The sequence below is a fragment of the Spirosoma oryzicola genome (assembly GCF_021233055.1).
Taxonomy (GTDB): Bacteria; Bacteroidota; Bacteroidia; order Cytophagales; family Spirosomataceae; genus Spirosoma; species Spirosoma oryzicola.
Genome location: NZ_CP089538.1, coordinates 5,440,992 through 5,456,005, shown reverse-complemented (window position 1 = coordinate 5,456,005; position 15,014 = coordinate 5,440,992). Strand labels below are relative to the sequence as shown.

Here is a 15,014-nt window from a genome sequence, read left to right as displayed (position 1 = left end):
TTATGACCCCTGATCCGATTCCCGCCCACAATCCTTTCACCCCCGCTTCTGAATCGCCGGCAGAGTTTACGCTCAAAGCCATCATAACCGGAGCCGTTTTCGGAGTTCTTTTTGGGGCAGCAACTGTATATTTATCGCTAAAGGCGGGTCTGTCGGTGTCGGCTTCTATTCCAATCGCAGTATTGGCTATTTCGCTTGGTCGTCGGTTTCTGAATACGACAATCCTCGAAAATAACATCATTCAAACGACCGGCTCGGCGGGCGAAAGTATTGCGTCGGGGGTGGTGTTTACCATGCCGGGATTCCTCTTTCTAACGGGCGGAAGCGGGGCCGATTTTTTTAACTACTGGACTATTCTGACCCTGGCTATTTTGGGAGGGTTGATCGGTACGTTGATGATGATTCCTCTACGCCGGTCGCTGATCGTGCAGGAGCATGGTACGCTTCCTTATCCGGAAGGTACGGCTTGTGCCTCCGTGCTCATCGCTGGTGAAAAGGGTGGTGATTTTGCGAAAACGGCCTACCAGGGGCTAGGCGTCGCTCTCTTCTACGCCTTGTTGCAAAAAGTACTACACGTGATTGCCGAAGTGCCAGTCTGGGCGACGAAGCAAGCTAACCGCTATTTCCCATCAGCACAGGTGGCGGGTGAAATAACGCCTGAATATCTGGGTGTCGGTTATATTATTGGTTTTCGTATTTCGGCGGTGCTCGTTGGAGGAGGGATTCTGGCTTGGCTGGCGCTCATTCCGCTACTGGCATCGGTCGTACCGGGTGATACCATTGCGTTACAGCTTCAAAAATTAGGCTACCTTGACAATCTGCAAACGGCGGGTGGACCAGGTGGCTGGAATCCGGCGACGCATACGTTTTCTGATGCAGCTGCGGCTATCTACCGGGCCTATATCCGTCAAATCGGTGCGGGGGCGGTGACAGCGGGTGGTTTTATGACGCTTATCAAAACGATTCCAACTATTGTCTCGTCGTTTCGGCAAAGTTTTTCAAAATCATCGATCAACGCCATTGAGTCCGAAGACGCCTTAAGCGGAAGTAACCGTGTTCCGCGTACCGAGCAGGATTTAAGCGTTCGTATCGTTGTCATTGGCAGTATCATTCTGGCGGCTTTAATGGTTGTACTCCCGCAAATTCCGGGCGATTCGTTGCTAACCAAGTTACTAATTGCGGTGCTGGTTATCGTTTTTGGCTTCTTTTTCGTGACGGTTGCCAGCCGTATCGTGGGATTGATTGGGTCCAGTTCGTCGCCAGTTTCGGGTATGACCATCGCGACGATCATGGGCACGGCTCTCGTGTTTATTGCCGTTGGTCTGACCGGAAAAGTGTACGAACCGGCGGTGCTGGTCGTGGGCAGTATGATTTGTGTGGCGGCTGCTAATGCCGGTGGGACATCGCAGGATTTGAAGACGGGTTATCTGGTTGGAGCCACACCTAAGTACCAGCAAATGGCCTTATTCATTGGTGTTATCGTATCGTCGTTGGTCGTAGGCGCTACGGTACGGGTTTTGGATACACCCACGCCAGATCTGCTGGCTCAGGGTATTACGCACGCTATTGGCTCTGACAAATTTCCCGCTCCACAGGGAACGCTGATGGCTACGCTGATCAAAGGATTGCTATCCTTCAACCTCGACTGGCAGTTTGTGCTGGTTGGTGCGTTTATGGCTTTCGTATTTGAGCTATGTGGCGTTAGTGCGCTGGCCTTTGCAGTCGGACTTTACTTACCGCTCTCCACAACGCTGCCGATCTTTGTGGGCGGTCTGATGAAAGCGATTGTTGATTGGAATGCAAAGCGAAAAGGAATTGTCGAAGAAGATGCGGATTTGGGCAAGGGTAACCTTTTTGCGACGGGCCTAGTTGCGGGGGGAGCATTGGCCGGCGTGGCAGTCGCCTTACTATCTGTCAACGAATCCATTTACAATGGGCTTAGCTCGTTGACGCTGGAACCCGCACTAGGCCGAGCCTTGGGTGAAGGGGGCTATATGCTGCTGGGCGCACTTTCTTTCGCGGGCTTGGCAGGCATCTTATGGCGGGTAGCGGAAAGCAGGCGATAAGTCATTTCAACGAATCTGTCCAGCCTTTTTCAATAAGTCGATGACTTTGTTGACAGGTAATTGTTCAACGGTACGCCCTTGGTCGCCAACACTGGTCTGAGCGGCAAACAACGAATTGATAATCGCTTCTTCGGTGGCTTCAATGGCTGCCATAAACAAAGGAGAAACGTTGTCGTTTCGTACTATTTTTAACTCGTCAAATGGGTTAGCCGTTTCGTGGGGAATACGGTAAGCGGTGGATACGGCAATCACGTAATCACCGCTGCCGTTGGACGCTATACCGCCCGTTTGCGCCAGACCCATAAACGCCCGCTTGGCCAAGCGCTTGAGGTTACGGGCGTCCAACGGCGCGTCGGTCAGGATGACCATCATGCAGGAGCCGTCCAATTTTTCTTTGAACGAATAACGACCTAGTTCAACGCCAACCGGTACGCCCGCTATTTGCAAAACTCCACCAAAATTGGTTTGTACAAGTGCCCCAACCGTGTAGCCGCCCAACGATGCAGGTAGTTTCCGGGAGGCCGTACCGATACCTCCTTTAAACCCAAAGCAAACCGTTCCTGTCCCGGCTCCGACATTTCCTTCAGTAACCGGTCCGGCTTTGGCCTGCTGGATCGCGTCGAGCACATGGCGTTTGGTGATGTGCCGACCGCGAATGTCGTTCAGCGAACCGTCGTTTGTTTCACCAACGATTGGATTGACGGATCGAACCTGCTCGTTTCCCGGTTGCGCTAATGTGTAATCAATCAGGGCATCGGCTACGGTGGGTACGCTTAAGGTATTGGTCAGTACAATCGGTGTTTCGAGCGTTCCTAACTCGTCAACCTGGCTAAACCCCATCAACTTTCCAAAACCATTCCCGATATAAATGGCTGCCGGGCTTTTTTGCTGAAACTGGTTGCCGTTGTGCGGCAGAATAGCCGTTACCCCCGTGCGGATGTTTTGCCCTTCGCTAAGCGTTACCTGACCAACCCGAACGCCGGGTACATCGGTAATCGCATTGAGCGGCCCCGTTGGCAATACGCCGAATCGAATACCATATTCTCGGGGCCTTTGGGCCATTTGAGCCATTACGGAATAACCTGTTACAACCAAAAAACACGTTGTGAGCAGAAGGCAATGAGCGAGCGACATCCGGCTGACGAATAAAGATGAAACGATTTCGATGCCAAGATACAGCAGAATATACGTGTTATCGCGTATACCGCCCATAGGAGAGCTGCCAACACGCTTGGAAATAATTATCTGAAAATAGTTTGCTAGTGCTTTTCGCGAAATAACTCGTCGAACACTTCCTGCATCAGTAGGGGGCCACCCGGTTCATAAATAAACCCATGCCCTCCTTCAGCTATGCTTTTGAACCGCCAGTCTCTAGCCTTGCTTTGTTGCTGGTCGTAAATGGCTTTTACTGCTGAATAAGGAAAAACCGTGTCATCCTTGGCATTGATCGACATAAAGGGCTTGCCGCTTGAGAGTTTCGCATAATCGGTTGGCGATGATTTGAGCGAGGGCCAGGGCGAAAAGGCGTAGAAACCAGAGAATAAATGGGCATGTTTGGTGGCGTACCAGTAAGTAGCCGTACCGCCATTGGACATGCCCCCCAGGTAAATACGGTCAAAGGGGACTGCGTAGCGCTTTTTTACCTGATCAAGCACGGTTAATACATGCTTGAAAGCATTTTCCTGATCGACCCAGCCAAAGTCTTTTCGGGCAAAGGGATATAGAACAAGCGCATTGTAGCGATGGGCTACTTTGAATATGGGTTCGTTAGCTACTTGAGGGTCCCGGTAAGCAAAGTGATCTTGATTCACCACGCCACCATGAAGATAGATGATCAAGGAAGCGGGTTTAGCCCGGTTGAATGAGCTGGGTACATAAATCAGGTAGGGGACATTGATTGTATCAGCTGGTTGAAAATAAAGCGCGAATCCAGCGGGGAACGGTTTAGCCATACCCCCTTCCGATTCGGTCAATTGCGCATGGCGTAGACTTGATTCCAGCCACTGCTCGCTGGCTATTTGCTTCGCTAACTTATCCTTTTCTTTCGCCTGCTGCATCCTGGTCAGTAAGATCCCCCACTCCGCAGAAGTGTGTAAGCTACTGAAGGCGGAGTCCTTGGCAATCGACTCAATTTCCCCGTCTTGTAAGCCGAAGCCTTTTTGCTGACTCTTGTCCAACCAGATAAGTGCCTGATGCTGATCGTGACAGTTTGCGGCCGCTAAAGCCGCATAGGCGTAGTCGTACCGGTTAACTTTGGTTGTATCGGTCAAGGCCTGTTTGAAAACAAGCAGGGCGGCACAGAAATCTTTTTTATTGATTGCCTGTGCCGCTTTCTCTATCTGTTGCTCATACGATTGGGCTTTCAGAACGTGAACTACCAAACAAAAGCATATACCAAGTAGCGTCTTTATCATTATGTCGAAGATTCAATCGCTACAATGTTAAACTTAGTAGTAGGTGATACATATTAGTTATTTATGAACGGACGATGTTTCATTTGAACGGACAAGGTCCACACTACCGACTATCAAAGTTTGAGTTTCATTCCATAATGCGTATTGACAAAACCTAAGGATTTGTAAAACGTAATCGCTTCAGGGCGTTGTCTGTCCGTCGTGAGTTGGACTAGGTGACAACCTTTTGCTTTCGCTCGGCCATTGGCACACTCGAATATTTGTCTGCCTATCCCCTTACCACGATAAAAGGATGCCACACGCACTGCTTCAATCTGAGCCCGTAGACGGCCTTTATGGGTTAGGTATTGAATATAGGTAAGAGGATAAGTGCCAACAACCTCTCCGTTTAGCTCAACAACGGTTAACTCCTGATTCGGGTCGACCCTGATTTTTCGTAGACGCAGTAATAAGCCTCGTCTAAAATGGATTCAGATTTCTCCCGTAAGGCTCCAAGGGATCATCCAGCAACAGGTCAACGATTTTGGGCAGGTCGGACCTTGTCGCGAATCGATACCTAAGATTGGTACTCATAAGCTGGCGTCGGCGAACGGTGGTAAAACTAGTTTATGTTCCATAAGTCGATCCGGCCTCGTCGTTTTCGGCAACAGTATTCTGCCGACGACCGACTTGTCGTTGGTCTGGCGAGCACAGTTCTTGCGTCGAGTTATGTCAAAAAATTATGACCTAGTCAGTTAATCGCTCGTAAAAGACCAGTCTATTCTGCAATTGTGTGATCTGATTCTGAAGGCCTTCCACGCGTTCCAGCAGATCACTTACAATGTCCAGATCGGTTGGGTGTATCGCCAGCTCCTGGTGCAACCGGACTAGCTTTTCCAATCTACCCAGTTGGTCGGGCTGTACGTAGGTAATACGTTCGACAGTAATAATTTCAACAAGCCCCTGCTGTTCGAGCAAGTCAATAAACGCAACTTCGATGTGATGATGCACACAGAAATCACTGACGGAGATTAAGTGGGTTGGTAGCATAAGATGTTAGGCGATTACAGGCTGGCTAGTTTCTGGATAAGTTCTTTTTGTTCGGTGGTCAGATTAGTGGGTAATTTAACCTGCCACTGTACGTACAGGTCACCAAAAGAGCCTTCCTGCTTGTAAACGGGAAAGCCTTTCCCTTTTAGCCGTACTTTAGTCCCGTTTTGTGTCTCGGCCTGTATCGGCACTTTCACTTTCCCATCCAAGGTTTCAATAACTTTATCGCCACCCAATAACGCCGTGTACAAGTCGATTTCTTCGTTGACATACAAATCGTTGCCTTTGCGCTTGTATCGACTGTCTTCCGCGATGACAAACGTGATGTATAGATCGCCGTTTGGACCGCCGTTGACGCCTGGTGCCCCGTAGCTGGCCAGCTTAATCTTCTGACCATTTTCAATCCCTGCTGGCACGGTTATCCGGATGTTTTTCCCGTTAACCGTCATGGTCTGTTTGTGCGTTGTGTACGCATCGCGCAGGTCGAGGTTGAGTTCGGCCTGATAATCCTGACCCCGAAATGTCGCCTGCCGACGACCAGCGCCTGAACCGCCTTCCTGACCGAACATTGACGAAAAGAAATCCGAGAAGTCCGATCCGCCAAAGCCACCCGAAAAATCGTAGTCTTCGGCATTGCCCTGTGCGTACGACTGGCGATACTGCTGTTGATTACGGGCGTCTCCACGCCGGGCCTGCTCGAACTGCTCGGCGTGTTGCCAGTCCTTACCGTATTGATCGTACTTCTTTCGTTTGTCCGGATCGCTTAGTACTTCGTTGGCTTCGTTAATCTGCTGAAACTTCTTGTGCGCTTCTGCATCGTTCGGGTTCAAATCCGGGTGATGCTTGCGGGCAAGTTTTCGGTATGCTTTTTTTATGTCTTCGTCTGAGGCTGTTTTCGGTACGCCCAGCACGCTGTAGTAATCGATAAAATCCATAAAAGGTGGGTGCGTTTAAGTGATGGCCACCCTTATAACTAAGAAGAATCGGGAAGGTTGTCGCAGCCGTGCGTAGGCTACCGGTAAACCCGTTTACTACCTAATCTAGGGCGATAGAGAAACTTTATTTTCCAGCACGATCAGGGGAAGATACCCGTTCCAGTTTGGCGTAAAACCTACTTCGTTGAGAAAGCCCTGCGAATAGTTGCCTAGGACTATATCTATATCGCCATCGTGGTCCCAATCGTTGGCATCCATACAAATCCACCGACCGTATTGGCTTACGGGAACAGCATGGGGACGGAATTGAGCAGGTGCTAATTGCTCGAAATAAACAAAGGTCTCAGCCGGTTTATTTTTTAGATCCCCAAAGAAGGCAATGGTGGCAATATCCACATCGCCATCGTGATCGAAGTCAGCGGCAATTGCTTTGGTGCAGCCATTGATCGGGTAAAAATACGTTTGCTTATACTGGTTGTTACCCTGATTTGTGAAGAGGTAAATTCCGTGAAAAGGTTTCAGAATACGCGAGTAGTCGCTGTTGTCGCCACAGGTATACAAAATATCCAGCTTTCCATCTTTATTAAAATCGACTAGTTGAAAGCTGGTGGAGCCGTAAACAGGAGGAAATCGGAGCAGGTTTCGTTCCGAAAAACCGCCCTTCTGGTCGTTTGTAAAAAGCCAGATGCCTTCGTCGGCGTGAGCAAACAAAGCCATAAAGTCAAGCCAGCCATCTTTGTTGAAATCGCCCGGAATAACCTGCGTTGCGCCCGGTACTTCTTTGATAACAAGCTTATCGAATTGATGATCGGGCCGTTGCTTTAACCAGTACAAACCACCGACGTTATGCCCGAAACCACAAACGATCCAGTCCGTCAGTCCATCGCGGTTGAAGTCGCCCGGTGTTGACTGGATGGGGCGGGGAAGTTGTTGGGCAATGGAAACCGGCGGAGTCGTTGCGGCTTTATTCAGATCGAGCTGTAAGACTTCGCCACGGGCTTGGTCAACGGCCAGCATGGTACCGATGCAGGTCAATAGTGTCTGGTGTGAACCGTTTGGCCTGTCGATAAAGGAAGCCTGAACGGCGGGGGAGGGGAGTTGCCGGATAAGCGCTGGCTTCAGTGATGAACTCCACTGATAAAGGCCGGAGCTGGTTTCGTTGCTGGAGTAGATTGTTCCCCTGGCTGAATCAAAGGCAACCATCGTTGTTGTCGCTAATTCGCTTTTGATCTCGGTGGGTTTTACCAGTTTAAAGATAGACCAGTCGTTGACTAATTCAGTAGGTGGCTTAGTCTGCGTCGGCTTTTCGGGTGCCAGTTTTTCGTAGTAGGCAACGAGCTTTGTCCAGTCGGCGAGCGAGATGGTAGCAGTGGGCGGCTGATAATACTGGGTTTTCTGCCATACCTCCAATCCTAGCTTGGGGGCCATAGCCGGTAATACGTGTTTAAGCCATGTTTCTTTATCCAGCGCATCAGGCGCAACAGTCAAATGGCAGGTGCTGCAATGCTGCTGCGCTAATTTTTCACCTTCGCTGGTCGGTTCCTTACCCGAGGAGTTCGACACAGTAGTGTTCGAATGGCAGCTTGTTAACGTAATACAGGCTCCTAACACGACAAGAAGCCCACGGAAAGAAGAAAGAAAAGAGAGCCTTCGCATGTTAGAGGTTGTGGTTGCTTAAAAGGTTTTACTGGGGCCTAAATGAAAAGAGGCAGCCCAATGACTGCCTCTTTTTGTCGTCAATTCGCAATTAATTATAACCCGGATTTTGGGTTAGCGACGACTTACCGCTCGATGTACTCAAGTCGATTTGCCGTTGCGGAATCGGGTAGTAATCGTTTTTGCCAGCCGTAAAATGACCGCCCCGAATATCCGTTGTTATCGTACTTTCGTAGTTGAAGTAGTTATTCAACACGGTTTCGGCGATACCCCAGCGAACCAAATCGAAGAACCGGTGACCTTCTGTCGCTAATTCAAGTTTGCGCTCGAAGTAGATCGCATTCAACGCCCCCGTTTTACCCAATCCAGCAAACGTACCGGCTGGATAAGCCGTAATCTTATAATTGGCAGCGGGCGTTGTTGAATAACCTGCCAGCGGAGTCGCGTCATTCGAATACTTGTACACAAAGTTAACCGGGTTGGCGGCCCGAGCGCGTACCTGATTGACGTAGGTCTGTGCCTGTTCGAAATTGCCGAGCTGCGCTTCGGCTTCGGCAGCCATCAGCAGTACGTCCGCGTAGCGAATGATGTTCAGATTGATCGCCGTTCCGGGTGCCCAGGAGTGGTTGTCCGCGTACTGATCCTGCGTAGCCTGCATGTAAATGTTCTTTTTCGGCGAATACGGACCTGCGTAGGTTTGGCCTGGGCTCCGAATCCAGTCGGCACCGGGGTGGTTACCCCAATCCAGGTAAGGGATACCCCGGCGACCAATGGTCCAGTCGATACGAGGGTCTAACGTTCCGGCGTCTGGCGTAAAAGGCTGCGTAGACGAAATACCCTGGTCGTTCTTTACCGGATGGCTGTTGTAATCCGATAGGTAAGGTAACCCGGTAGCATCAGTCCGATACGAGTTTGCCAGATCCTGCGAAGGCTGGTAAAAACCACAGCAGCGGAAAGGGCTGTTGCCGTACGGGAAGTTCAGCATATCGCCCTGATTGGCGTTGGCAATGGTACCCGTTCCGTCGTTGGCAACCATCTGAATGGCAAAGACCGATTCCGAGTTGTTCTCGGTAGCCGCATCGAAATTGTCATGGAACTTGGTCACCAGGGCGTATTTCAAGCCGTTGCTGGTTACGCCCTGGCCGATGATCTGATCAAAAAGCGCTTTGGCTTCGGCGTATTTGTGCTCGTACAGGTACGTTTTCGCCAGATAGGAAGCGGCTGCCCACTTATTGACCCGGCCCACGTCCGATTGCGAAGCGGGCAGATTATCCATCGCATACTTAAAATCGGCTTCAATCTTGGGCCAGATATCTTCGGTATTGGTCTGGACACTGGCCGTTGCTGTTTCAACGGATTCGTCAATCCAGGGCACCTTGTTCCACATCTTCTTCAATTCGAAGTAATAATGACCTCGCAGAAAACGAGCCTGCGCTGAGAAGCTTGTCTGGTCAGTTTGGGAAATGCCCTGTGCTTGGCCCAGCACTCGCAGAACAGTGTTGGTACGGTTTACGCCTTCGTACACCGTTCGCCATTTTCCGTTAAAGAAACCATTACTGGCATCCGCCGTGAACTTAGCAATAGCGTCAATCGCGGGTTGATCGCTACCGTCACTGCCTTTATGGGCTTCGCCACCGGCGATACTACCATAGGTCCAGTTACTGGGTGAAGCCTGCCAGGCGTCTGTGCCACTCAAGTTCAAGGCTGATCCATTGTTGTATTGCCCGTCGAGCGCGGCATAAGCGCCGGTCAGTAAGGCATTGATACCACTCTGCGTCGTCAGGGTCTCTCCGCTTAGCGAACCTTGAGCGGGAATTTCAAGACTTTCTTTGCAGGAATCGAAGGTTAATCCGACGGCCATGACCGCAAGGACTGTTATATACTGAGGTATTTTCATTGTTGTCGGGATAATAAGAATTAGAACGTCACATTCAGGCCGAATAAGAACTGGCGCTGGTTCGGGTAAACCCCTTCATCGATACCAAACGAGGTCGTGTTCGAGAACGACTGGTTCAGGCTACCGCCTGAGCTGTTGTTGGTATTCGCCGTTGTTCCGATTTCTGGATCAAGTCCCGAATACTTCGTGATCGTAAACAGGTTGGCCGACTGAACGTAGACCCGAAGCCGTTCGATACCTAATTTTTTCAGGGTACTGGCCGGTAGCGTGTAGCCAATCTGGGCGTTTTTAGCCCGCAGGTACGAGCCATTTTCTACAAAGTACGAGTTGGGCACGTTCGCCGAACTGAATGAACCAACCGTTTCCTGAATCGGTGCTTTAGCGTTGTGGTTATCGGGCGTCCAGGAATCATACAAAGCGGTCTGGCTTTTGGCACCCTGGAAGTTGGCGTTGAAATCGGTCCACCATCTGACGTTGTTCCAGATGTCGTTACCCTGCGTTCCGTAGAAGAAGATGCTGAAATCAAACTTTTTGTACGTAGCGCCCAGGTTCAGACCGTAGCTGAATTTTGGGTTTGGATTACCCAGGTACGTCCGGTCGGCTTCGGTGATCTGGCCATCGCCATTGGTGTCCGCGTACCGGAAGCGGCCCACGGCTACATCGTTCTGGTAAACAGCGCTCGCGTTACCCGTCGCTTGTTGCGCCTGTGCGTTAGCCTGGTTGATTTCTTCCTGCGAATTCCAGAAACCAGCGGTCTTGTAGCCAAAGAACTGTCCGATGGAATGCCCTACGGCGTTACGAACGATGTAGCTACCGTTGAACCGGCGACCTTCCTGATCGAAGTAATCGACACCTTCGGCTAAGGACACGATCTTGTTGTTATAGGTCGTGAACGTTAGCGTGGCGTTTAGCTTCAGGTCATTCGTAACGTTGAAGTTGCTGGAAGCGGCAAGGTCAATCCCCTGGTTCCGCATGTGCGCAACGTTCACCGCCGGAGCGGTTCCCAGGCCAGCCGTTCCGGCCAGTTCAAGGGTATACAGCAGGTCGCGAACTTCTTTGTTGTAATAATCGACGGTCAGGTCAAGTTTACCTTTCCACAAGCTGGCATCAAAACCGATGTTGGCGTTGATATTCTTTTCCCACCTGGCATCAGGATTACCGATGCGCGTCCGTTGAACGCCAGCCGCATTCGATTGATTTGAGCCATTAACCGAATAGAAAGAAGACGTACGATCCGGTCCATACGTAGTAAATGAGTTGGCCGCGTCAACGTTGAGCTGGTTACCCATGATACCATAGCCCCCCCGAATTTTCAAGTCATTCAGCCAGGTCAAGCCACTCATGAAGCTTTCCTGCGAAAGCCGCCAGCCAGCACTCACCGCCGGGAACCAGCCGTACTGGTAGTTCAGGAAGCGCGACGAACCATCACGACGAATGGTAGCGCCCAGCAGGTATTTGTCTTTCAACGTGTAATCGACCCGGCCGATCAGTGAAAACAAAGCATCCCGATAGCGGCTACTGTAATTGGTTGGTGTACCAAATCCGGATGAGAGTGTGGTTGCATTGGGGTCAAAAGACAGGTAATCCTGGGTGGTTCCTCCTACGTTCCGCCCCCGGTTTTGGTACGCTTCCGTTCCTACCAACACTTTCAGATCGTGCGTATTGTTGAAGTTATGCTGGTATTGTACCGTGTTGGTCCAGGTCCAGTTATAGCCGCTGAAGGTGTTCTCCGTGTAGGAGTTGGTCGTTGTGTTTTCCTGATTCTCGTAGGTCGGGTAGGAGAACGAGTTGAAATTACCCATGAACAATTCACCGCCGAAGCTGGTGCGGGCCGTGAAATCTTTCAAGAAGTCTACCTCTGCATACACGTTACCGAACAGACGGTTGCTTAGTCCCCGATTATTGGCCGTCCGTTGCTGAATCGCCACCGGATTAGTCGCATTACCCAAGCCCTGGCCGTAACCACCCGCGTAATTACCCATGATGTCATACACCGGAATGATACGCTGCTCCCGGAAGGCCATCCCAATGGCGCTACCTTCCTGCAAGGCGTTGATACGTGGGTTGTCGGTCACGGAGAAAGCCAGGTTTTCACCCACCCGAATGTTCTCGCGAATGTTGTACTGGCTGTTTGAACGAATCGTGTATCGTTTCAGATACGTATTAAGCAACGTACCCTGTTGATTGAAGTAATTGAACGAGAACAGGTAATTTCCCTGATTGCTACCACCGCTAACGGCGAGGTTATGGCTGGTGATCGGTGCGGGTCTAAAAATCTCATGAAACCAGTCCGTACCGGCTTTATTCGCACGAGTAATCCGGTTAAACGCGTTATACTGCGCTATGGTCGTATAATTTGGATTGACACTGTACCGGGAAGGATCTACAGCCGGATCACCTTCTTTTGCGCCCTGTGGGGCAATGTAATCAGGCAGTACCGGTGTAGCGCCACTACCGTAGAGTGGGTCGTTGATGGCTACATTTGGGTTTGCGTTCCGTAGCGCGTTGAACTTCAATTGGGCAGTTTCCTGTGGATCAAGCAGATTCCAGACGTTACCACCTTTTGGGTACTGCATCCCGTAATAAGCATCGTACTGAACCTTGACCTTACCCGTTCCCCGACGAGTGGTAATGATGATCACACCGTTGGCCGCCCGCGAACCGTAGATCGAAGCCGAACCGGCATCTTTCAGAACCTGCATGGACGCAACGTCGTTCGGGTTGATGTCGTTGATATTCTGCGTCGGTACGCCATCGACAACGTACAGCGGTTGGTTATTGCCAAACGTGTTTAGGCCCCGGATGCGGATTTGTGGCGCTTCGCCCGGCTGCCCCGAACCAAGCACCGTTACGCCCGAAGCCCGTCCTTGCAACTGGTTAGTGATTTGCGCGGTAGGCTGTTGCTGTAGTTCGGCTACGTTGACAACCGCTACGGCACCGGTTAGGTCTTTCTTCCGCTGCGTACCGTACCCCACGACAACGACTTCGTTCAATGACTTTACGTCTGACACGAGTTGCACATCGGGCAACGTCGTCCGGTTGTTGATGGCCACTTCCTGCGTTGTGTAGCTGATCGATGAAATAACCAGCGTACCGTTGCCATCGGGTACATTCAAGGTGAACCGTCCATCGATGTCCGTGGCTGTCCCAACGTTGCTCGTGCCTTTGAAGAGGACGGTAGCTCCGGGTAAGCCCGCTCCTTTTTCATCGAGAACCCGGCCCGTGACGGTAATGGGCGGAACGGGTTTTACGACGTTTGGGCTGGTCGACTCATTTTCAGCCTGAGCCGCATTCGCTGCTCGTTTCAGAATAATCGTTTTGCCGCCTACTTCATACGTAACAGAAGCGGGTCCCAGTATCGCGTCCAGCACCGCCGAAAGCCGTTCGTTGTTGAAGGTAACGGTATTGATTCGTTGCTGGCCGAAAATGCGCGGATTGTACATGAACTTTACATCCGCTTCTTTGCCAATACGGCTGATTGCCTGTTCAACGGTCAGGTTCGAAAGCTGGAGACTCACCCGTCGATTAAGTAATTCCTGACCATACGTGTCATGCGCCCGTGCCATCGTAGCAAACACCGTCACGACGAAAAACAGGTAAAAACTGACTCGCATAATTTTGAGCAGCCTGTGCTGCATTTGTATCCAAATTGTCATACTTTTGAATTGGTTGTCGGTTTGATTCGGCAATAAAAATCCCTTACCCCGCGAGGAGGTGCTTTTTTCGAAGAGAGCAAGTGGGGATTAGCTTTGGAGTCAGTGATGTTGGCGCATTGCTGACTCTTTCTTTTTGGGGGTTAAAACGGTTGTTTTTCGGGCATAGGCAACGGAATTGTGTTGAGTAGTTTTATTGGCAACCTTTACTAGTTATTAAAATCTTACCGTCCATTTCTTCGTACTGAGCATCTAACGTACGACAAATCATATTGAGTTTTTCGAATAGCGGTTCATCGTCCAGCGAGGCTGTCAGGTAGCAGTTTTTCATCACGTCGGCGTCAAAAACGATCTCCACGCCGTACGCATTTTCCAGCGACGCGAAAACCTGATTAATCGGCGTACCACTGAACTCGAACATAGCCTGTTGAATAGGCATGTCCAGGAGCGTTGGCGACTCGACCAGCGAACGCAACAGGCGTCCTTCATCCCGGTTAAATAACACCCGCTGGTTGGGCGTCAACACCAGACCAATCAGCTGACGGGATTCCTGCTTTTCGACGCGTTCCTTGTCCGAGCGGGTAAAAACCGAAACCTTACCCGTCTTTACGGTCACGTTGACGGCTTTTTTATCGTATGCACAAACGGTAAAGCTGGTGCCAAGTACTTTGGTTATCAGGTTGTCGGCATAGACAAAAAACGGTTTGTGTGGATTCTTGGCAACTTCGAAAAAAGCTTCGCCCACCAGATAGACTTCGCGTCGGTTCTGCCGATTGAATTCTTTAGGATAGCTGATCCGGCTGTTCGGCTGTAACAACACCGAACTCCCGTCGGCCAGAACGACCAACTGGGTTTTCGAACCGGCGTTGATTACTTCTTTCATGGGCAGCGTAGCAGCCGCAACTAATTCTCGGTAAATCGATACAGGCTTGTTCTGATAGTTCGTCCAGCCAAACCAGGCCAGCATAACCAAGACAACCGAGGCTGCTGCCATCCAGGCTATTTGCCCATACGACAAAGAAGGGCTTTGGCGTTGCAAAGCTGGCTCCGTTGCCCGCATAATGTCCTGAATGTTTCGCTGAATTTCTTCCGGAGCCGGAGCGAAAGCATCCTCTTGCATAGCCAGTAACGTCTCCCGAGCCTGAATCATGAGAAAGGCTTTCTGAGGATACACTACCGGAAACCGATCCCACCATTCAGCCGTCGACGAGGAAGCTCGCCCAAACACCCACGACCGAAATGACTCGTCTTCCAGGAAATCATATAGCTCAAAATGATCAAATGATTTCATTGAAAATGACTATTTTTTGTCTGCTTTACTGATATAATTAGCCAGCAAGGCAACCATACCCTGTATTCCAACA

At 50.6% G+C, this 15,014-nt stretch carries 10 protein-coding genes; 1 reads left to right on the top strand and 9 read right to left on the bottom strand.

From position 1 onward, the window contains the following. Positions 1 to 2 precede the first annotated feature (2 nt). Positions 3 to 2,066 (top strand): OPT family oligopeptide transporter, encoded by a 2,064-nt coding sequence (locus LQ777_RS22955; protein WP_232560268.1) that lies wholly within the window; start codon positions 3 to 5, stop codon positions 2,064 to 2,066. Between the two features lie 6 nt (positions 2,067 to 2,072). On the opposite strand, the gene LQ777_RS22950 is transcribed toward LQ777_RS22955, so the two are convergent. From LQ777_RS22950 to LQ777_RS22910, 9 genes are all read right to left on the bottom strand, one after another. Next, the gene (locus LQ777_RS22950) at positions 2,073 to 3,137 is read right to left on the bottom strand and encodes a DmpA family aminopeptidase (protein WP_232562901.1); all 1,065 of its coding nucleotides are present in this window, start codon (positions 3,135 to 3,137) and stop codon (positions 2,073 to 2,075) included. A gap of 188 nt (positions 3,138 to 3,325) precedes the next feature. Continuing rightward, positions 3,326 to 4,480, bottom strand: a complete 1,155-nt coding sequence (locus LQ777_RS22945) for a prolyl oligopeptidase family serine peptidase (protein ID WP_232560267.1) — start codon at positions 4,478 to 4,480, stop codon at positions 3,326 to 3,328. A 113-nt stretch (positions 4,481 to 4,593) separates the two neighbouring features. Then, positions 4,594 to 4,911 (bottom strand): GNAT family N-acetyltransferase, encoded by a 318-nt coding sequence (locus LQ777_RS22940; protein ID WP_232562900.1) that lies wholly within the window; start codon positions 4,909 to 4,911, stop codon positions 4,594 to 4,596. 295 nt (positions 4,912 to 5,206) lie between these two features. After that, a complete protein-coding gene (locus tag LQ777_RS22935) occupies positions 5,207 to 5,509 on the bottom strand; it encodes a chaperone modulator CbpM (protein WP_232560266.1) in 303 nt (100 codons plus the stop codon). Between the two features lie 14 nt (positions 5,510 to 5,523). Next, a complete protein-coding gene (locus LQ777_RS22930; protein WP_232560265.1) occupies positions 5,524 to 6,444 on the bottom strand; it encodes a DnaJ C-terminal domain-containing protein in 921 nt (306 codons plus the stop codon). 105 nt (positions 6,445 to 6,549) lie between these two features. Then, positions 6,550 to 8,007: an FG-GAP-like repeat-containing protein gene (locus LQ777_RS22925; protein WP_232560264.1), complete on the bottom strand. Its 1,458-nt coding sequence runs from the start codon at positions 8,005 to 8,007 to the stop codon at positions 6,550 to 6,552. Between the two features lie 184 nt (positions 8,008 to 8,191). Continuing rightward, a complete protein-coding gene (locus LQ777_RS22920) occupies positions 8,192 to 9,997 on the bottom strand; it encodes a RagB/SusD family nutrient uptake outer membrane protein (protein ID WP_232560263.1) in 1,806 nt (601 codons plus the stop codon). Positions 9,998 to 10,017: 20 nt separating this feature from the next. After that, on the bottom strand, positions 10,018 to 13,653 hold the full coding sequence (locus tag LQ777_RS22915; protein WP_232560262.1) for a TonB-dependent receptor: 3,636 nt from the start codon (positions 13,651 to 13,653) through the stop codon (positions 10,018 to 10,020). Between the two features lie 190 nt (positions 13,654 to 13,843). Continuing rightward, on the bottom strand, positions 13,844 to 14,941 hold the full coding sequence (locus LQ777_RS22910; RefSeq protein ID WP_232560261.1) for a FecR family protein: 1,098 nt from the start codon (positions 14,939 to 14,941) through the stop codon (positions 13,844 to 13,846). Between the last annotated feature and the right edge of the window lie 73 nt (positions 14,942 to 15,014).